We start from the raw sequence: 17,459 nt of genomic DNA on the forward strand, positions 1-17,459 counted from the left end.
CGTCCCCGCTGAGGGCGGGCGGTCGGCGGGGCGGTCACGCGGCAGGCAGGGCAACCGGGTTCACTCGGGGCCGCCCGCCGGGTGGGCGTCCGCGACGACGGTCAGCACGATGTCGTGCTCCAGCAGGGCCTTGGCGGCGGCGAGGACCATGGTGAACCCGCCCATGGAGTCGATGGCCCGGCCCACCGCCTCGTCGGCGGTCCCGTGGTAGCCGCTCTCGGTGATCCTCACGATCGTGTGGCCGTCCTCGGTGGGCTGGAAGCGCCAGTCGATCCGCGTGGGCGCGTCGGAATCCCACTCGACGACAATCCGCTCGTTCTCCACGACCTCGTGCACGGTGACCAGCGTCGAGACGCAGTACATCTCCCAGGTCCAGGTGACCTCGGCACCGGGTTCGAGTCGGCCGCTGCTCTTCGTGAACCAGAACCTGGTGGTGATCTCCGGGTCGACGAACGCTTGGAACACCTCACCGACCGGCCTGCGGATCAGCATTCGGGCGTTGACGACCGGCGCTTCGGTCAGGTGGTCGGTTCGCACGATGCACTTGCTCCTGTGGTCCGACAGTGGGTGAGCTGCGTCGGACATTCTGCCAGGTTCGACCACCCTCTTGGTTCGGGAACGTGGTGCGGCTCAGGCTTTTCTCGTCGCCGGTGTCGGGCGTGTTGCCCACCGGGCGGTGAGCGTGTTGCCCACCGGGCGGGGCGGACCCGGGCGTCGGTGGCGGCTACTGGCGGTAGCCCTCCACCTCGCCGGGTGGGCGGATGTGGGCGCTGTCGGGGTCCTGGCCGGCGGCGTGGCGGGCCCGGCGTTGGCGCAGCAGGTCCCAGCACTGGTCGAGGGTGATTTCGAGTTGGCGCAGCCTGGCCTGCTCGTCCTCCGGGGCCAGCTCGCCGGCCACCACGCGCTCGCGCAGTTCGTGTTCCTCGGCCACCAGGCCGCTGATGCGCTCGTGGAGCTCCGCGTCCGTCATGCGTCCGAGCCTAGGACGGGGTCGACGGGTGCGCCATCCAGCGCGAACCACCCGACGATGACGTTGTCACACCGACCGACAACATGAACGACGTCATCCATACCGTGCGTGGCGCTCTTCTGCCGTGCGTTGCGCTGACCAGGGCTCCTCTCCGGAGACCCGGCCCCGAGATGACTCCTTCGCACCGTTGCACGACGATCGACACATGCACGCAACGGACGACACGGGCACCGTGCTCAACGCGGAGTTCGAGATCGAACCAGACGGTGACCACCTCGCGCTGGTCATGAAGAGCGCGGGCGGCAGGGCGTCCGGGGCCGCGGAGCCCCGCAACCACCAGTACAACCGCGCGCTCGAACTGCTGCTCGGCCGGCTGCGCGATCGCGGGGCCGTCGTGGTGGGCGGGGTCGTGGACTCCGGCAGAGCACGCGCGCTGCCCGAAGCCGAGAGGACGATCCTGGAGTCCCCGGTCGAGCTGGCGCAGATCTCGGACATCGAGCAGTTCCGCAGGCAGTTGGGTCGGGCGCAGAGAGCCGGATCGGGCGCAGCGCCGACGGCAACGCCACCAAGCAGATCCGGCTGAGCCTGCTGGTGCCCGGTTACCGCCCCGCCGATTCCGGCCGACTGGCCGCCGACCTCGCACTCCCCCTCCGTCCGACCGCCCGCCCGGTCGAGCTGCCCGCGGCGACCCCGGAACTGGCCGATCGCCTGCACTTCGACCTGCCCTGGTTGCAGCGGGCCGTCACGTTGTTGCAGCACCGGAAACAGGTCGTGCTCCACGGGCCACCCGGCACCGGGAAGACCTACCTGGCCCGGGAGCTGGCCCGTCACCTCACCCACTCCGGCGCGATCCGATTAGTGCAGTTCCACCCGTCGTACTCCTACGAGGACTTCTTCGAGGGGTTCCGACCACGGGCCAACGGCACCACCGCCGCTTTCGAGCTGGTGCACGGCCCGCTGCGCCGCCTGGCCGCCGACGCCGAAGCCGACAGCGGACGGCCCTACGTCCTGATCATCGACGAGATCAACCGGGCGAACCTGCCGAAGGTGTTCGGGGAGCTGTACTTCCTGCTGGAGTACCGCGACTAGGCGATCGACCTCCAGTACTCCCCGGGCGACCGTTTCACCCTGCCCCCCAACATCTTCGTCATCGGCACGATGAACACCGCCGACCGTTCCATCGCGCTGGTGGACGCGGCCATGCGCCGTCGCTTCGCCTTCCTCGAACTGCACCCGGACCACCCGCCGGTCAGGGAACTGTTGGCGCGGTGGGCCAAGGCGAACGGCAAGGTCGACGGGCGGGCGGCGCTGCTCGCCAAGCTCAACGACGCGATCGGCACCGACCACGAGTTCAAGATCGGCCCTTCGTACTTGATGAAGCCGGACGCGGACCACGGCCTGGACCTCGTGTGGGAGCACTCGATCCTGCCGCTGCTCGAAGAGCACTACTACGAGCGCATGTCCCGTCAGCGGGTGCACGAGACCTTCGGCCTCGACGCGATCCGCAGCCGCCCGTGATCTCCCTTGAGGAGAACGACCGGACCGGCGAGCCCGTGGCGCTGACACCCCTCCAGGAGTCCTACCTCCGGGAGTGCGGTCTGGTCGACGTCCGGCCGAACGGCACGACGTTCACGCTGGTCCCGAAGGCCAAGCGGGTGGGTGCCGTGCACGCCTACGGGCTCGACGTGGTGGTGAACCCCAAGGTCGGCATCCCCCGTCTGCTGTTCATGCTCGGGTACGCGAGGAACCCCGGTTTCCGCCCGGAGAACGTCGAGGGCGTGGAAGCGGACGGGTTGTGGGCCATCGTCGCGGAGACCCTGTGCCGCAACGCCGAACGCGCGCTGGCGCGCGGTGTGCTCGCCGGCTACACCACCGAGCACGCGACGAGCACGGTGATCCGGGGGCGGATCCGGGTCGGGGACCAGATCGGCAGGCGGCCCGGTCTCGTGATGCCGGTGGAGGTCACGCACGACGAGTTCACCGCGGACATCCCCGAGAACCGGCTGTTGCGGGCCGCCATCAGGCGGGTGCTCACGGTTCCCCGGGTCGACGACGGCATCCGGGTCCGGTTGCGCCACCTCCTGCACCGGTTGACCGGCATCTCGCCGCTGACGCGCGGCGCTCCTCTGCCGCGGTGGCACCCGCACCGGCTCAACGCCCCGTACCAGCCCGCGCTGCGGATCGCGGAGCTCGTGCTCAAGACGCTCTCCTTCGAGGTCGGCAGGGACGGCCTGTCGATCGCCGCGTTCGTGGTCAACATGGAGAACGCCTTCGAGGACTTCGTGACCACCGCGCTGACCGAGGCGTGGAGCTCGGGACCCGGCCGGACCGAGAGGCAGTTCCCGGCCAAGCTCGACGCCGGGGGTGCGGTGTCGATGAAGGTCGACGTGGTGCACCTGGTGGACGGCGCGCCCCGGTTCGTCGTGGACGCGAAGTACAAACTGGAGGGCAGGTCGGGTGGGTACCCGAACACCGACCTCTACCAGGTCCTCGCCTACTGCACCGCGCTGGAGGTCGACCGCGCCTGGCTCGTCTACGCGGGCGACGACGCGGTCGTCGCCCCGCACCAGGTCCTGAACTCGCCGGTCACGATCACCACCTGCGCCCTGGACCTCGGCGTCCCGCCGCTGGAGCTCGTCGCGCAGATCGAGCGGTTGGCGCGTTCCGCCTGGACCTGACGTGGTGTCGCCGATCCGGTGGGGTGCGCGGGTCGGTGGGTGGTAGGGCCTGCCACACCCCGGTCGGGTCGCGTGCGGGATCGTCGGGGACGGGGTGCGTTCGTAGGTTGGGGTCATGGGCGACCGGGCGGATGTGGATCGGGTTCGGAATTCCGGTGCCGTGATCCACCTGCTGCTGTGGGTGGGGTTGGGCGTCAGCGGGGCGGTCAACGCGCTCGCTCCCCTGGTGGGTGTCGGGTATCCGACGCGGATCTGGGCGGGTGGTGTGACGGTGGCGTGCCTCCTGCTGTTGATCGTCCACAGGCGACTTACGGCGACCGGAATGCCCGGGAAAGACCTACCAGCGAAGGAGTTCTCCCATGCGATTTAGGATTCTCGGCGGGTTCGCGGCCGTGATGGCGGGCACGTTGTTGATCAAGCTGACGCGGCGCGGGTTGCGTAGGCGCGAGGACCGCCGGACGACCGGATCGGCTCCGCTGCGCAGTGTGGCGTGACCGGAGCGGTCTCCGGGAGCCGCCGCCCTCCACGACGTGGTCGCGGAGGGCGGCGGCTCGGACGTTCCGCATCCTTTGTGGACGGTAATGGGCGCGGCAAGGCGATTCGGCGCGAGGTGGAACCCACGGTGGGTGCGGGCCCGGGTGGTGGTGCCGCAGGGCCGATCCTCGGCGGTCCCGCCTAATTCGATACACTCGAAAGGAATCGTCGAAATCCAGCGTTCGAGGGGTATTGAGCACGTGAATCGACCGAATGGCGTCACCGTTGTCGATCCTCCGTGGTTGAGCGCGTTCATGTGGTTCGGGTTCCCGGTGCTGGGGGCCGCCGCGGTCTATTCGGTGAAGCTGCTGGCCGGGTTGCTGCTGAAGCTCCCCTGGGTGCCGTTCCAGGGACCGCTGCAACTGGTCGACTCCATTCCCGAACCCTGGGCCACGATCGGCGCGATCGTGCTCGGGGCGGTGGCCGGGCTCGTGGTCGCGGTGCTCGGGAAGCACGAGAGCCTGGCGCTCTCGGTCGACCCCGGGCAGATCGTCCTCGCCCGCGGGGACGACTCCACCTCGATCCCGGCCGACCGGGTCGACGCGGCGTTCCTCGACGGCAAGCAGATCGTCGTCCTGGGGCGTCGGCAGGAGGAGCTGGCGCGCGAGTCGTCGGACCTGCGGCCCGCCGAGATCGCGGAGGCGTTCCGGGGCCAGGGCTACCGCTGGCTCGACGCGGACCCGCACCGGGAGGACTACCGGCGGTGGGTGCCGGAGACGCCGGGGCTGCCGACCGGGGCCAACGCGCTGCTCAAGGCGCGCGAACAAGCGTTGCGCGGCAAGGAGAAGTCGGCCGACGACGCGCGCGAACTGCGGGACGAGCTCGCGCGCCTCGGCGTGGTCGTGCGCGACGACAAGAACCGCCAGTACTGGCGGCTGGCCGCCGACTAGACCAGCTTCTCCAGCGATTCCACGACCTCGGTCAGCCCGGGTTGGCCCGCCATCTCGGCCGCGACGTCGAGCGCGGCCGAGGTGTAGGCGGGTGTGCGCACCAGCTCCACGCACCGCTCGGCGATCGCGTCGGGGCCCGCCTCGTGCGGGGCGAAGCTCAGGCCCGACCCGGACCGGACCACGGCGTCGGCGTTGCCCCACTGGTCGTCGATGTGCGGCAGGACCAGTTGCGGCTTCCCGGCGTGCAGGCCGGTCAGGGCGGTGCCCTGACCGCCGTGGTGCACCAGGGCGTCGCACGCCTGGAGCACCTGGGCCATCGGCAGCCGCCCGACGTGGCTGACCTGGGCGGGCAGCGCGGGCCAGTCGGCGGCGACCGCGTCGTCCACCGCCACGACGATGTCCACCCCGTGCCGCGCCACCTGTTCCAGCAGCGGCAGCACGACTTCGCGCACGCCGTTCGGGCCGAACTGCGGCAGCAGGGTGCCCAGGGTGATGATCACGCGCGGCGCGCTCCTGGGGCGGAACAGCCAGGCGGGCAACCGGGCGTCGCCGTTGTACGGCACGTAGCGCGCGCTGCGGTGGTGGGCCATCTCCGGCAGGTGCAGGCTCCGGGGCCACGGGTTGAGCACGAGCGCCGGATCGGGCAGGCCGGTCAACCCGCGCCGCTCCAGGGTGGCGGCCAGCGCCTCCTCCGCGCCGGAGCGGTATTCCGCCAGGGTCGCCGCGCCCCAGTGGTATTCGACGGCCGGCACGTCGTGGTCGGCGGCGGCCAGCGGGCCGGCGAACTCGGCCCGCTCGGCGACCACCACGTCCGGCCGCCACGACGCGACCAGGCTCGACGTGCCGGCCAGGGCGTGGTCGGCCAGCGCGCCGAACGCGCGGCCGTGCGACAGCCGCACCCGCTCGGACGGGCCGTCGGCGCGCGGGGTCGGGGCCAGGTCCACGAAGCGGGGCGCGGTGCCGCTGGTCGCGACCGGCAACCCCGATCGGACCACCGAGTCGGCGAAGTGGTCCGACGTCACCACCAGGACCTCGTACCCGAGCGCCTGACAGGCCCACGCCAGCGGCACGAGGGGGAAGAAATGTCCCGGTAGGGCGACGGTCGTGAACAACACGCGCACTGCGACTCCTGGAGTAGTGGGTATCGCCGGGGCGACCGCCGCACAACGGCGGGTCGACCCCCGGAGAGCACCACGCTACCGGTCGAACAATCGGGATCGCCAAGCCTGTCGCGCCGGTAATACGGCACTAATCTGGACTTATGACCTCATTGCTCGTGACCGGCGCGGCCGGTTTCATCGGTTCGCATTTCGTCCGCTATTGGACGGCGGCCCACCCCGACGACGCGGTGGTCGCGCTGGACGCGCTCACCTACGCGGGCGTGCCGGCCAACCTCGACGCCGTCCGCGACCGGATCACCTTCGTGCACGGCGACATCGGCGACACCCCGCTGGTCAGCGGACTGCTCGACGAGCACGACGTGGAGGTGGTCGTCAACTTCGCCGCCGAATCGCACAACAGCCTCGCGGTGCTGGACCCGGCCCGGTTCTTCCGGACCAACGTGCTGGGCACCCAGTCGCTGCTGGAGGCGGCCCGCCAGGTCGGGATCGGGCGGTTCCACCACGTCTCGACCTGCGAGGTGTACGGCGACCTGGCGCTGGACGCCGAGGAGGCGTTCACCGAGAGCAGTCCGTACCGGCCGCGCACGCCCTACAACGCGAGCAAGGCCGGCGGTGACCACGCGGTGCGCGCCTACCACGAGACGTTCGGCCTGCCGGTGAGCATCACCAACTGCGCCAACAACTACGGCTCGCACCAGTTCCCGGAGAAGGTGCTGCCGCTGTTCGTGACGCGCGCGCTGGACGGGGCGGAACTCCCGGTCTACCGGTCGAAGGACAACCGCCGGGAGTGGGTGCACGCCGTGGACCACTGCCGCGCCATCGACGTGGTGCTGGAGCGCGGTCGGGTCGGCGAGACCTACCACGTCGGCACCGGCGACGAGGCGAGCGTGGAGCAGTTGGCCGACCTGGTGCTGGACGAACTGGGCAAGGGCCCCGAGTTGAAGACGACCGTCGCCGACCGGCCCGGCCACGACCGGCGCTACCTGCTGGACTCCTCGCGAATCCGGGAGGAGCTGGGCTGGGAGCCGACCATCCCGTTCGAGGAGGGCGTCCGCGACACGATCCGCTGGTACGCCGACAACCGCTCGTGGTGGGAGCCGCTGCGCGCCCGCAGCCCGGTGACCGAGGGCGGGTGGGCGCGGTCGTGACCCGCGCGGCCGGGCGGGTGCTCACGCCCGCCCGGCCAGCTCCTCCGGGGAGAGCACGGTGAGGCGCTGCTCCCCGTCGCGCAGCACCCAGCCGACGATCGCCGACGCGACCCGCTCGGTCGGCACGGTCCCGACGCGGCCCATCGGACCGTTCGACATGTCGGTCCACATCTTCGGTGCGCGGGCGAGCAGGACGCGCAGCCCGTGGTGGTCGGCGCAGTACCGGCCGAGCGCTTCCAGCGCCGCCTTCGCCATCACGTACTGGGGCCGCCCGGCCGGGGTGTCCAGGACCGCGCCGGAGGACAGCACGGCCAGCCACGCGCCGGGCCGGAGGTGCGCCAGGGCGGCGGTCAGGGGCAGCAGCGCCGAGGTCGCGCTGGTGTCCAGGAACCCGCGCAGGCCGGGCACCTCGTCGACGTGCAGGGAGGCCACCGGGATCGGCGGGCCGGCCGACAGCACCAGGCCGTCCAGCCGGACCCCCTGCCCGGCCAGCAGGTCGAACGCGGCGCGGACCGCGTCCGGGTCGGTGGCGTCCAGCCGCACCGGCCGGACCGCGTCGCCGAACTCGCGGCGCAGCGCCGCCACCGCCCCGGCCGTGCGCTCGGTGGCCCACACCGTCGCGCCCTGCGCGGCCAGCACGGACACCACGTGCGAGCCGATCCCGCGACTGCCGCCGACGACCAGGACGTGTTTGCCCGCCAACGCCTCGCCGGCGGGCAGCACCGAGGTCGCGGTCCGCCGGGTCGGTCCGGGCACCGGTCGGCGCTGGAACGCCCGGATCTCGGCTTCCACCGGACCGGTCACCGCGTCGACCACGACCGCGCCGGACCGCTCGTCGGCCGTGCGCACCTCGGCGCGGTAGCGACCGGTGGCCGCCCCGTCGCCGCGACGCAACCGCAGGCCCGAGACCAGCGCGTCCCGTCCGGGGATCGTCATGCCCGACAGCCGACTCGTCCACGCCAGCGCGCCGAGCAGCCACGGCGGCACCGCGTCGGCTCCCAGCCGGTGCGCGAGCTGCCGCAGTCCCGCCGGGTCCGGCACGCCGTACGGACCGTCCAGCCGGGACCCCTTCGGGTGTGCGGCGATGCCGTCGGCCTCGGGCTCCCCCGGCAGCGCCACCGCCGCCGGGAACACCTCCGCCGCGTCCGGGTCACCGGTCGTCAGCGCGATCGACATCGCGGTCACGTCTCCGCGCCGCACCGAAACCGACGTCCCGTCCACCACCACGCGGTGTGCCGCGTCGACCGCCACCGGCTGCGCGAACCGCGCGGTCACGCCGACCACGCGGGCCAGCACGTCCGCCGGTACCGGGGCCAAGGCCGCGAGCACGCCCAGCGCGTCGTGCGCGGTCGGCGCACCGGACGGCGTGCGCCGGGCGTAGGACACGTCGACGTGCGACGGGTTGTGGTCACCGCTCGCCGCCGCGAACGCCGCGACGTCCGTGGCGGTCAGGCGGAACGAGCGCTCAGCGGACGACATCCGCGGGCACCCGCGCTTCGATCTCCCGGCACGCCTCGTACCTCGGCAGCACGCCCAGCGCCACCGCCTCCTCCAGCGTGGGCGCGACGGTGTCGCGTTCGGACAGGATCGGCTCCACGTCGTCGGGCAGCGGCAGGCCGAGCGCGGGGTCGAGCAGGTTGACCGACAGCTCCAGGTTGGGCACGTAGCTCTCCGAGAGCAGGTAGGACATCACCGTGTCGTCCTCCATCGCGACGAACGCGTGCCCGACGCCGATCGGGATGTAGAGGGCGCGGAAGTCCTCGGGGTCCAGCACCGACGCGTCCCACCTGCCGTAGGTGGGCGAGCCGATCCTGAGGTCCACCACGATGTCCAGCGCCTTGCCCTGGGCGCAGTAGACGTACTTGGCCGCGCCGGGCGGGGTGGCGGTGTAGTGCACGCCCCGGATCACCCCGCGCTGCGAGCGGCTGTGGTTGGTCTGCGCCACGGAGAACAGCGGTCGCCCGGTCGCCTCGACGAAGGCCGGTTCCTGGTAGGGCGAGGTGAACGCCCCGCGCCCGTCGTGGAAGACCTTCGGGGTGAACTCCAACGCCCCCTCGACCGCTAGCCTGCGCACCTGCATGGGATCGCCCTTTCCTCGTGGCGTCAGAGGCTGTGCACGCACGCCAGCAGGCTGCGCGCCTCGATGTTCAGGTAGTGCCCGTGCCGCAACAGGTCCATCAACTGCCGGGTGGTCATCCAGCAGTAGTCCGGCGGCACCTCGACCGGGAACTCCGACCCGACCTCGACCACCCGGTAGCGGGTGAGGGCGTGGTGGAACCGGCCGCCCTCCTCGGAGAGCACGGTGTCGAACCGGGCGCGGCCGACGTGGCCGGTCGCCACGTCGCGCAGGAACGGGTCCACGGCCGAGACGTCCTGGCCGGGCAGCAACTGCACGCTGGGTGCCATCTCCACGCAGTCCAGGAGGCCGTACTCCTCGCGGGCCCGCACCAGGATGTGCAGCACGCCGGCGATGCGCCGGGCGACGAACACCGCGAGCCCCCGGCCGCGCGGGTGCAGCAGCGGCTGGGTCCACCCGGCCACCTCGCGGTTGGCGGCGGCGACCCGGACGGCGATGATCCGGAAGTCCTCGCCGCGGTCGTCGGTGATCTCCTCGGCGGTCCGGGTCCAGTCGCGCACCGAGGACAGCGGCACCAGCCGCGCGGTCCACTCGCACCGGGTCTTGGCCTCGGTGAACCAGCTCAGGATCTCGTCGGTGCCGGCCACCGACCCGTCGGGCGCGTAGGAGCGGGCCAGCGCCTCGCCGAACTCGCCCGGGTCGGACGGTGCGGCCGGCTCCACGAAGGGCATGCAGGACAGCACGGTCCGCGAGTCCATGTTGACCAGGTTGTCCACCCGCATCAGCTCGCGGACCTGCGCGATGGTCAGCCAGCAGAAGTCCTCGTGCAGCGGCACGTCGTCGTCCACCCGCACCACGATGTTGCGGTTGCGCTTGTGCCAGAACCACGCGCCCTGCTCGGACTGGAGCACGTCGACCAGCACGTCGCCGCGACGCGGCCCGGCGAAGTACTCCAGGTAGCGGGTGGCGCTGCCGCGGTGGACCTGGGTGTAGTTGCTGCGGGTGGCCTGCACGGTCGGCGAGAGCTGGAGGGTGTTGACGTTGCCGGGCTCCATCTTGGCCTGCATGAGGCAGTGCAGGACGCCGTCGAACTCCTTGACCAGGATGCCCAGCACGCCGATCTCGGGCTGGTTGATGATCGGCTGCCACCGGGTGGGGCCGTCCTCGACGCGCAGCCCCTCGATGGTGAAGAACCGGCCGCTCTCGTGGCCCAGGTTGCCGGTCTGCTCCTGGAAGCCCCACCGCTCCAGCTCCGCGAACGGGATCGGCGTGACCTCGAACCGGCCGCGCGCCAGGCGGTGCTCCCACCAGCGGAAGAAGTCCTCGGTGGACATCACCGCGCGGTCCCGGTCGGAGGAGGCCAGGGTCAGCCGGGCTCCGGCGCGGCGCGGGCCGTCGTGGACTGCGGTGCCGGATTCGGTCATGGCGGGCCTCCGGGTTCTGCGGTCGGGTGCGCCGGGGTGTGGTTCACCCGGCGGACAGCACGGTGCGCAGGACGTCGATCACCTTGTCCTGGTCGCCGCTGGTCAGTGACGGGTACATGGGCAGCGAGAAGATCTCCTCGGCCAGCGCCTCGGTCACCGGCAGGGAACCGGGCTCGTAGCCCAGGTGCGCGAAGCCGGACTGGCGGTGCACCGGCCACGGGTAGCTCACGGTCAGCGCGATGTCGTGCCGCTTGAGCTCGGCGAGGATTCGCTCCCGCTCCGGGTGGCGCACCACGTAGAGGTAGTAGACGTGGTCGTTGCCCGGTGCCGGCGCGGGGAGCACGAGTCCGCTGTCCCCCAGGGCTTCCGCGTACCGGGTGGCGACCGCGCGGCGGTCCGCGACGTACTGGTCGAGCCGGGTCAGCTTGCGGCGCAGGATCTCGGCCTGCACCTCGTCGAGCCGGCTGTTGTAGCCGGGGGTGGACACGACGTAGTAGGTGCTCTCCATGCCGTAGTAGCGCAGCCGGCGCAGGTTGGCGTCGACCTGCGGGTCGGCGGTGACCGTCGCGCCGCCGTCGCCGTACGCGCCGAGGACCTTGGTGGGGTAGAAGGAGAAGGCGGCGGCCTGGCCCATCGAGCCCGCGATCCGGCCGTGGTGGCGCGCGCCGTGGGACTGCGCGCAGTCCTCCAGGATCGGGATGCCGTGCCGCTCGGCCAGTTCCCGCAGCGGTGCCATGTCGACGCACTGGCCGTAGAGGTGCACCGGCAGCAGGCACCTGGTGCGCTCGGTGATCACCGCCTCGACCTGGGCGACGTCCATCAGGTAGGTGTCGGCGTGGACGTCGACGAACACCGGTGTCGCGCCGACCGCGTCGATGGCCACGACCGTGGGCGCGGCGGTGTTGGACACGGTGACCACCTCGTCGCCCGCGCCGATGCCCAGCGCGCGCAGGCCCAGCACGATCGCGTTGGTGCCGTTGTCCACGCCGACGCAGTGCGGCAGGCCGTGGTAGGCGGCGAACTCGGCCTCGAACCCGCGGACGCTGCGGCCCAGCACGAGCTGACCGGATCGGAAGACGGTGTCGACGGCGTCGAGGACGTCGTCGCGCTCGTCCTCGTACTCTCCCAGGTAACCCCAGACGTATTGGACCATGGCGGCCCGTCACCTCCCGGTCGCGTGAACGGATGTGCGCGTGCGGACGACGGCTCTCACACGATTTCCTTGAGCAGTTCCACGCCGTCGACGTCCCAGTGCTCGCGGTACACGGCGTGCACGTACTGGTCCCACAGCCGGCCCCGGAACCAGAGGTGTTCGGGCAGCACCGCCTCGGTGCGCACCACGGCCGCCCGGTCGCCGGTGAACCCGAATTCGGCGAGATCCGCCAGGTGTGATTCGAAGTATACTTTCCGGATTCGCCACATGGCAAAGGCGAAATTCACCAGCAGGGCCGCCGCGTCGGCCGCGATGCCCTCGCCGGGGTCGGCCGCGGCGAACACCGCCGCCCGCACGTGCCCGGCCACCGCCAGGTCGCTCAGCGCCGCGTGGCCGACCAGGTCGTCGCTGTCCCGCCGGTACACCAGGAATTGCGCCTGCACCCCGCGCTCGAACCGGTCGAGAAAGACGTCCAGCGCGGGCAGGCCGGGTGCGCCCGCCCGGAACAGGACGTCGTACACCTCCGCGCCGTCCGCGCCGGTCGCCGGGCGCAGCACTATCCGCTTCGATTCCACGTACGGGAACAGCACGATTCGCCACCTCTGCTCACAAAGGCCCGCCGGACCGGCGGGTGCGGGCACTGCCGGACATCGCCGACCACATTCGGCCGTCGATGTTATCCTGCTCATTCAACGGCGGAACGAAGACTATGCCGTGAAGTTAGTTCCGACTCGTCGGAGTCGTCAAGGGAATGCACCCCGGGTCGTTTCGGCGGGCATTCGCCGACCGGCCGGGGGTCAGACCGCCCAGGCTTCGGGGGCGGGTCCGCCGCGACCCACCGGCGGGAACAGCGGGTCGAGCCGGGCGAGCAGGTCGGCGGGCGGGGCCGCGTCCAGGACGCGCACCGCGTCGGCGAGCTCGGCCGCCGTGCGGGCCTCGACGGCGGCGGCGGTCACCCCCTCCCGGGACAGCACCCACGCCAGCGCGACCTCGCCCGGGTCCCGCCCCGCCTCGGCGCAGAGCCGCCGGAACGCCGGGAGGGCCGGCACCTCGCGGCCCCGGCCGCGCAGCGCGGCCGACAGCGGCGAGCGGGCGAGCACGCCGATGCCGTACCGGCGGGCGGCGGGGATCAGCTCGGTCTCGGCCTCGCGCCGGGTCGGGTCGTAGTCGCCGACCTGCGCGACCAGGCCGAGCCGCCGCCTGCGGGCGGCGTTCTCCTGCGCGGCGACGAGGTGCCAGCCCGCCGCGCCGACCACGCCCAGGTAGCGGATCTTGCCCTGGTGGACCAGCACGTCCGCGGCGTGCCACACCTCGTCCCACGCGCCGCGCGAGCCGACCGTGGGCACCTGGTAGACGTCGATCCACCCGGTGCCCAGCCGGGCCAGCGACCGGTCGCAGGAGGAGATGAGGTCCCGGGCGGACAGGGGGCGGCCGGGCGGTGGGCGCACGTCGACGCCGAGCACCACCTTGTCCCGCCGGCCGGGTGCGGCGGCGAACCAGCGCCCCAGCGCGCGTTCCACCGGGTCGGCGCGGCCGTCCCGGTCGGTGGTGTCCCACCAGTTGATGCCCAGCTCCAGCGCCGCGTCCAGCGGGCCGTCGGCACCGCCGTCGAGCACCGCCTCGGCCGCGCCCAGGCAGAGCCGACTGACCTGCAACGCGGTCCGGCCCAGCGTCGTGTAGCGCACACCAGCTCCCGCCTCGTGTCCTTGGGGATTGCCCCACAATGGCAGACGTCCCGGGCCGGGGGCACGACCCGTGGTCCGGCCGATTCCGGCACAAGGCGCACCGGCGGTGCGCCCGCCCATTCCCGGCCAATTCGTTTGTCCCGCGCGCGGGACAAAGAGGCCACTACCCGGAGTCACCGCCGGCCGGAACACGTCATCAACATCACCGACGTGCGAGTTGACAACCGCCGCCAGGTCACCCCACGTAATCATTGCGGCCACCGAGCTAAAGCGGTCCACGCCCAGGTCCACCGCGCGGCGGCCAACCGTGTGGCTACCCGAAGCAATCGGTCGACGTGGGCCTTGTCGCGACCGGACGGAAGATGGCAATGTGCGCGGCGGTACCGCGATACGCCTCGGAAAACAGAATCACGGTCCCCGGCCGGAAATTTTACGGCCGATGAACAGACACCTGGGGGTGGTGAGGATGGTGGTTCGACCGGTAGTCGAGCCGACAGTCGGAAGGAGGCCGTCCGCGGCCGGTGGCGTCCCGGGCCAGTACCGCAGAACGCGGAAGCTGAAGCCGGTGCCGTCGTCCATGACGAAATCCACCAGTCTCGCGTTGCCCAACGGCATCCCGTTGGACGAATGGCGTCGAATAGGCGAACACATCTTCACGGTGCACGACTCGTCGTCGTGGTGGCTCGGCGACTGGCTGATCTACGGCCAGACCCAGTACCCGGACCGGTACAAGCTCGCGATCGCCGAGACCGGGCTGGACTACCAGACCCTGCGCAACTACGCCTGGGTCGCCCGGCAGTTCAGCGCGTCCCGCCGCCGCGAGGCGCTGAGCTTCCAGCACCACGCCGAGGTGGCGAGCTTGTCGCCGACCGAGCAGGACGAGTGGCTCGACCGGGTCGAGCGCTTCAAGTGGTCGCGCAACGGGTTGCGCAACCGGCTGCGGACCAGCAAGGGCGCTCGGCCGGCGGAAGGGGACGCGGCGGAGCCCTACGTGCAGATGGACGTGCCGCCCGACCGCCGGCAGCGGTGGCTGGACGCGGCGGCCGGCGACGAGCTCGACCTGTTGACGTGGATCGTGTCGACGCTCGACCACGCCGCCACCGCGTTGCTGGAGCCCCCGCGCGACGACGCCGCGGGCTGACGGCGTCACTGCCACCGCCACCGCCGTGCTCGCGGCGGTGGCGGTGGCGCGTGCTCAGACCACCTGGACGTCGGGCACGTAGAGGATCCACCGGCCGCCGCCGGCCCGGAAGTCGCGCTCCTTCTCCATGATCTCGTCCGCGTGGTTCCACGCCAGCAGCAGCGCGTAGTCCGGGTAGGGCGAGGAGAAGCGGTCCGGCGGGACGACCGGGATGTGCGTGCCGGGGGTCAGCCGGCCCTGCTTGGTCGGGCTGGTGTCGCAGACGAACGGGACCAGGTCCACGCCGATGCCGCTGAAGTTGAGCACCGTGGCGCTCTTGGCGGTCGCGCCGTAGCCGACCACCCGCTTGCCCTCGTCGCGCAGCCGGGTGAGCAGCGCGACCAGGTCGTCGCGGATGCGCTCGACCTTCGCCCCGAAGGCCCGCAGCACGGCGAGGTCGGCCAGACCCTGCCCGGCCTCGCGCTCCAGCAGCTCGGCCACCGCCGGCGACGGGGTCCGCGCGCCGGCGAGCGCGAGCGTGTAGCGGACCTCTCCCCCGTGCACGCCCAGCCGCTCGACGTCGACCAGCTCCAAGCCGAACCGGGCGGCCATGTGCCGCACCGAGCGCGCGGTGAAGAAGTAGAAGTGCTCGTCGTAGATCTGGTCGAACGACGTGCGCTCCACGATGTCGCCCAGGTACGGGTCCTCGAAGACGAACACGCCGCGCGGGGCCAGCAGCCCGGCCACGCCGCGCAGGATCGAGTCCATGTAGGGGATGTGGCACAGGGTGTTCGCCGCGTAGATCACGTCGGCCGGGCCGTCGGTCGCCCGGATGTCGGCGGCCGTGGACTCCTCGAAGAAGTCCTTGCGCACCCGGACGCCCTTGGCGGCGGCCAGGTCGGCGACGCCGCCGGAGGGCTCGACGCCCAGGTGCCGCACGCCGGCGTCCGCGATGGACTTGAGCATGATGCCGTCGTTGCAGCCCAGCTCGACGATGAACGGGTCCTCGGCGGTCAGCTCGGTGGCGAGGAACCGCTTGGCCAGGTCGCTGAAGTGCGACCGCATGAACGACGAGCCCGAGGACAGGTACGGGTAGTCCTCGTGGAACATCCGCTCGCGGGGCACCTCCTCCACGAGCTGCACCATCGTGCAGTGCGGGCAGACACCGACCGCGAGCCGGAAGAAGAACTCGTCGGGAGCCCCGGCGCGCTCCACGAACGCGTCGGACAACGGCTGGCGACCGAAGTCGAAGAATTCCTCCACAACGCTGCCACAAATACGGCAGTTGGGCTCGGCCACAGCGGTCTCCTCGCGTCCTGGTGAATCCGTCGGTGCGGACCAGTATTCCGCCGGACGGCACCGCCCGGAAGGTCCGGCGCTTTCCCTCTCGACGTCCGCCACGGCCTGCCGCGCATTCGTCCGGCGCGGACCGGGACACCCGGGCGGCGGGAAAAACCGTTGCCGCCGTTGACGGTGCGGAAGTGGTCGACCAGGGTTGTGATCGCGGCACGCGGCTGCTCGTCCCGCCGGCGGGACAGCTTCTCGCCACCGGCCGCTCCCGCGGAACGAAGGTGACTCCGTGCTGCATCCCCATGTGAAATCCCGACGGGTCCGACTGCGCCCGACCACGGCCGACGACAGCGCGACGTTCTACCGGACGCTGCTGCACGCGGGCGTCGAGAGCCTGCCGCCGAGGGCGGCGATCGAGCAGGAGTTCGCCCACCTGGACGCGCTCTTCCTGCTGGAACGCCGGGACACCGGGGAGGTGATCGGCTACAGCACCCTGCACGGGCACAACCCGGCGGGGCACATCGAGATCGGGCTGTACACCGACACCACCCGGGCCCGGCACGGTGTCGGCGGCGAGGGCCTGGTGCTCACCATGAATTACGGATTCGCCGTCTACGACGTCGGCAAGATGATCGTGCGGACCACCGAGGCCAGTTTCTCCGGTATCGGCGAGGAGTTCGACGCGGAAGGCCGGGAAGGCGTGCTGCCGGACCACCTGTACTTCCGGGGCGGGCTGTGGGATCTGCACTGCTTCGCCATGCGGCGGGCCGAGTGGGAAGAGTACATGGAACACGTCGGCCCGGTGCTGCGACGGCACGCGGGCCGAGCTGCCCCGACAAACGGAAGGTGACGACGATGAGCGGGTTGCCCGACAGGGAAGAGTTGCGCGAGGCGCTGCTCGGCGCGGCGAAGATGATCTGCGCCGAACAGCCCGACGTGCCGGAGCCGAAGACCGCGCGCGATCTCGACTCGTTCTCCTTCGTGCAGGTGGTGCTGGAGATCGAGAACCACTACGACGTGAAGCTGCTGGAATCGCTGGACGACTTCCGGGGCGAGTCGTTCGACGACCTGGCCGAGTTCGCGATCGCCCGCGCCGGTGCCGCCGACGCGGTCGGGTCCTGAGCGGGGGGCCGGCGTGTCCGACGAGCGCACCTACCTGGTCGTGGTCAACCACGAGGAGCAGTACTCGATCTGGCCCGACGACGCCGAGGTGCCCGCCGGGTGGCGGGCCGAGGGCACGTCGGGGTCCCGGGACGAGTGCCTGGACCACATCGAGCGGGTGTGGACCGACATGCGACCGCTGAGCCTGCGCGAGCGGATGGCGAGCGACTCGCGCTGAGGGGTTCCGGCCCGGCCGGGCCGGGGGACG

22 protein-coding genes are annotated in these 17,459 nt (G+C 71.6%); 12 read left to right on the forward strand and 10 right to left on the reverse strand.

All coding sequences use genetic code 11. The features are described from left to right. Nucleotides 1-60: 60 nt before the first annotated feature. Together AB0G01_RS30450 and AB0G01_RS30455 are read right to left on the reverse strand one after the other, a co-directional pair. Nucleotides 61-537 (reverse strand): SRPBCC family protein, encoded by a 477-nt coding sequence (locus tag AB0G01_RS30450; protein WP_360952589.1) that lies wholly within the window; start codon nt 535-537, stop codon nt 61-63. Between the two features lie 187 nt (nt 538-724). Continuing rightward, nucleotides 725-970 (reverse strand): DUF2630 family protein, encoded by a 246-nt coding sequence (locus AB0G01_RS30455; RefSeq protein WP_360952592.1) that lies wholly within the window; start codon nt 968-970, stop codon nt 725-727. A 205-nt stretch (nt 971-1,175) separates the two neighbouring features. Here AB0G01_RS30455 and AB0G01_RS30460 point away from each other — a divergent pair, with 205 nt between their 5' ends. From AB0G01_RS30460 to AB0G01_RS30490, 7 genes are all read left to right on the forward strand, one after another. Continuing rightward, nucleotides 1,176-1,553, forward strand: a complete 378-nt coding sequence (locus tag AB0G01_RS30460; RefSeq protein ID WP_360952595.1) for a hypothetical protein — start codon at nt 1,176-1,178, stop codon at nt 1,551-1,553. Between the two features lie 8 nt (nt 1,554-1,561). Next, complete coding sequence (locus AB0G01_RS30465; protein WP_360952598.1) at nt 1,562-2,059, forward strand: AAA family ATPase; 498 nt, start codon at nt 1,562-1,564, stop codon at nt 2,057-2,059. Nucleotides 2,060-2,128: 69 nt separating this feature from the next. Further along, nucleotides 2,129-2,488 (forward strand): hypothetical protein, encoded by a 360-nt coding sequence (locus AB0G01_RS30470; RefSeq protein WP_360952601.1) that lies wholly within the window; start codon nt 2,129-2,131, stop codon nt 2,486-2,488. Beyond that, nucleotides 2,485-3,648: a restriction endonuclease gene (locus AB0G01_RS30475; protein ID WP_360952604.1), complete on the forward strand. Its 1,164-nt coding sequence runs from the start codon at nt 2,485-2,487 to the stop codon at nt 3,646-3,648. Before AB0G01_RS30470 ends, AB0G01_RS30475 begins: the two co-directional genes overlap by 4 nt. A gap of 115 nt (nt 3,649-3,763) precedes the next feature. Further along, the gene (locus tag AB0G01_RS30480; RefSeq protein ID WP_360952607.1) at nt 3,764-4,018 is read left to right on the forward strand and encodes a hypothetical protein; all 255 of its coding nucleotides are present in this window, start codon (nt 3,764-3,766) and stop codon (nt 4,016-4,018) included. Beyond that, entirely contained in the window at nt 4,008-4,142 is a 135-nt protein-coding gene (locus AB0G01_RS30485; RefSeq protein ID WP_360952610.1) for a hypothetical protein, read from the forward strand. Before AB0G01_RS30480 ends, AB0G01_RS30485 begins: the two co-directional genes overlap by 11 nt. 282 nt (nt 4,143-4,424) lie before the next feature. Further along, entirely contained in the window at nt 4,425-5,072 is a 648-nt protein-coding gene (locus AB0G01_RS30490; protein ID WP_360952613.1) for a hypothetical protein, read from the forward strand. On the opposite strand, the gene AB0G01_RS30495 is transcribed toward AB0G01_RS30490, so the two are convergent. After that, nucleotides 5,069-6,193: a nucleotide disphospho-sugar-binding domain-containing protein gene (locus AB0G01_RS30495; RefSeq protein WP_360952616.1), complete on the reverse strand. Its 1,125-nt coding sequence runs from the start codon at nt 6,191-6,193 to the stop codon at nt 5,069-5,071. The two genes, AB0G01_RS30490 and AB0G01_RS30495, sit on opposite strands and share 4 nt — an antisense overlap. A 140-nt stretch (nt 6,194-6,333) precedes the next feature. On the opposite strand from AB0G01_RS30495, the gene rfbB reads away from it, so the two are divergent. Then, nucleotides 6,334-7,341 (forward strand): dTDP-glucose 4,6-dehydratase, encoded by a 1,008-nt coding sequence (gene rfbB, locus AB0G01_RS30500; RefSeq protein ID WP_360952619.1) that lies wholly within the window; start codon nt 6,334-6,336, stop codon nt 7,339-7,341. 21 nt (nt 7,342-7,362) lie between these two features. Here rfbB and AB0G01_RS30505 read toward each other — a convergent pair whose 3' ends face one another. The 6 genes from AB0G01_RS30505 to AB0G01_RS30530 all read right to left on the reverse strand — a co-directional run bounded on the left by AB0G01_RS30505 (nt 7,363) and on the right by AB0G01_RS30530 (nt 13,680). Continuing rightward, on the reverse strand, nt 7,363-8,820 hold the full coding sequence (locus AB0G01_RS30505) for an SDR family oxidoreductase (RefSeq protein ID WP_360952622.1): 1,458 nt from the start codon (nt 8,818-8,820) through the stop codon (nt 7,363-7,365). Further along, the gene (locus AB0G01_RS30510) at nt 8,807-9,421 is read right to left on the reverse strand and encodes a dTDP-4-dehydrorhamnose 3,5-epimerase family protein (protein WP_360952625.1); all 615 of its coding nucleotides are present in this window, start codon (nt 9,419-9,421) and stop codon (nt 8,807-8,809) included. Before AB0G01_RS30510 ends, AB0G01_RS30505 begins: the two co-directional genes overlap by 14 nt. Nucleotides 9,422-9,444: 23 nt before the next feature. Beyond that, nucleotides 9,445-10,842 (reverse strand): NDP-hexose 2,3-dehydratase family protein, encoded by a 1,398-nt coding sequence (locus AB0G01_RS30515; protein ID WP_360952628.1) that lies wholly within the window; start codon nt 10,840-10,842, stop codon nt 9,445-9,447. A gap of 43 nt (nt 10,843-10,885) precedes the next feature. Continuing rightward, nucleotides 10,886-11,995: a DegT/DnrJ/EryC1/StrS family aminotransferase gene (locus AB0G01_RS30520; protein WP_360952631.1), complete on the reverse strand. Its 1,110-nt coding sequence runs from the start codon at nt 11,993-11,995 to the stop codon at nt 10,886-10,888. A 56-nt stretch (nt 11,996-12,051) separates the two neighbouring features. Next, on the reverse strand, nt 12,052-12,585 hold the full coding sequence (locus tag AB0G01_RS30525; protein ID WP_360952634.1) for a GNAT family protein: 534 nt from the start codon (nt 12,583-12,585) through the stop codon (nt 12,052-12,054). 207 nt (nt 12,586-12,792) lie between these two features. Next, the gene (locus AB0G01_RS30530; RefSeq protein WP_360952637.1) at nt 12,793-13,680 is read right to left on the reverse strand and encodes an aldo/keto reductase; all 888 of its coding nucleotides are present in this window, start codon (nt 13,678-13,680) and stop codon (nt 12,793-12,795) included. Between the two features lie 577 nt (nt 13,681-14,257). Between AB0G01_RS30530 and AB0G01_RS30535 the strand changes: the two genes are divergently transcribed. Continuing rightward, nucleotides 14,258-14,821 carry an LmbU family transcriptional regulator gene (locus tag AB0G01_RS30535; RefSeq protein ID WP_360952640.1) on the forward strand — a complete coding sequence of 188 codons (564 nt, stop codon included), beginning with the start codon at nt 14,258-14,260 and terminating at the stop codon, nt 14,819-14,821. Between the two features lie 54 nt (nt 14,822-14,875). Here the strand turns inward: AB0G01_RS30535 and AB0G01_RS30540 are convergent, their stop codons facing one another. After that, complete coding sequence (locus AB0G01_RS30540; RefSeq protein ID WP_360952643.1) at nt 14,876-16,099, reverse strand: class I SAM-dependent methyltransferase; 1,224 nt, start codon at nt 16,097-16,099, stop codon at nt 14,876-14,878. Between the two features lie 280 nt (nt 16,100-16,379). On the opposite strand from AB0G01_RS30540, the gene AB0G01_RS30545 reads away from it, so the two are divergent. From AB0G01_RS30545 to AB0G01_RS30555, 3 genes are read left to right on the forward strand one after another with little or no spacing between them, the layout of a single operon-like run. Further along, nucleotides 16,380-16,940 (forward strand): GNAT family protein, encoded by a 561-nt coding sequence (locus AB0G01_RS30545; protein WP_360952646.1) that lies wholly within the window; start codon nt 16,380-16,382, stop codon nt 16,938-16,940. Between the two features lie 5 nt (nt 16,941-16,945). After that, nucleotides 16,946-17,212, forward strand: a complete 267-nt coding sequence (locus AB0G01_RS30550) for a hypothetical protein (RefSeq protein WP_360952649.1) — start codon at nt 16,946-16,948, stop codon at nt 17,210-17,212. A gap of 13 nt (nt 17,213-17,225) precedes the next feature. Beyond that, on the forward strand, nt 17,226-17,429 hold the full coding sequence (locus tag AB0G01_RS30555) for an MbtH family protein (RefSeq protein ID WP_360952652.1): 204 nt from the start codon (nt 17,226-17,228) through the stop codon (nt 17,427-17,429). Nucleotides 17,430-17,459 lie beyond the last annotated feature (30 nt).

Origin of the sequence: Actinosynnema sp. NPDC023587, assembly GCF_040640215.1 — a bacterium.
Classification (GTDB): domain Bacteria; phylum Actinomycetota; class Actinomycetes; order Mycobacteriales; family Pseudonocardiaceae; genus Actinosynnema.

Bases quoted from the DNA above. Each gene is read 5' to 3' on its own strand.
- AB0G01_RS30510 (WP_360952625.1), bottom strand. From the start codon at position 9,421: ATGCAGGTGCGCAGGCTAGCGGTCGAGGGGGCGTTGGAGTTCACCCCG.
- rfbB (WP_360952619.1), top strand. From the start codon at position 6,334: ATGACCTCATTGCTCGTGACCGGCGCGGCCGGTTTCATCGGTTCGCAT.
- AB0G01_RS30520 (WP_360952631.1), bottom strand. From the start codon at position 11,995: ATGGTCCAATACGTCTGGGGTTACCTGGGAGAGTACGAGGACGAGCGC.
- AB0G01_RS30515 (WP_360952628.1), bottom strand. From the start codon at position 10,842: ATGACCGAATCCGGCACCGCAGTCCACGACGGCCCGCGCCGCGCCGGA.
- AB0G01_RS30485 (WP_360952610.1), top strand. From the start codon at position 4,008: ATGCGATTTAGGATTCTCGGCGGGTTCGCGGCCGTGATGGCGGGCACG.
- AB0G01_RS30455 (WP_360952592.1), bottom strand. From the start codon at position 970: ATGACGGACGCGGAGCTCCACGAGCGCATCAGCGGCCTGGTGGCCGAG.
- AB0G01_RS30460 (WP_360952595.1), top strand. From the start codon at position 1,176: ATGCACGCAACGGACGACACGGGCACCGTGCTCAACGCGGAGTTCGAG.
- AB0G01_RS30480 (WP_360952607.1), top strand. From the start codon at position 3,764: ATGGGCGACCGGGCGGATGTGGATCGGGTTCGGAATTCCGGTGCCGTG.
- AB0G01_RS30535 (WP_360952640.1), top strand. From the start codon at position 14,258: ATGACGAAATCCACCAGTCTCGCGTTGCCCAACGGCATCCCGTTGGAC.
- AB0G01_RS30505 (WP_360952622.1), bottom strand. From the start codon at position 8,820: ATGTCGTCCGCTGAGCGCTCGTTCCGCCTGACCGCCACGGACGTCGCG.
- AB0G01_RS30470 (WP_360952601.1), top strand. From the start codon at position 2,129: ATGAACACCGCCGACCGTTCCATCGCGCTGGTGGACGCGGCCATGCGC.
- AB0G01_RS30550 (WP_360952649.1), top strand. From the start codon at position 16,946: ATGAGCGGGTTGCCCGACAGGGAAGAGTTGCGCGAGGCGCTGCTCGGC.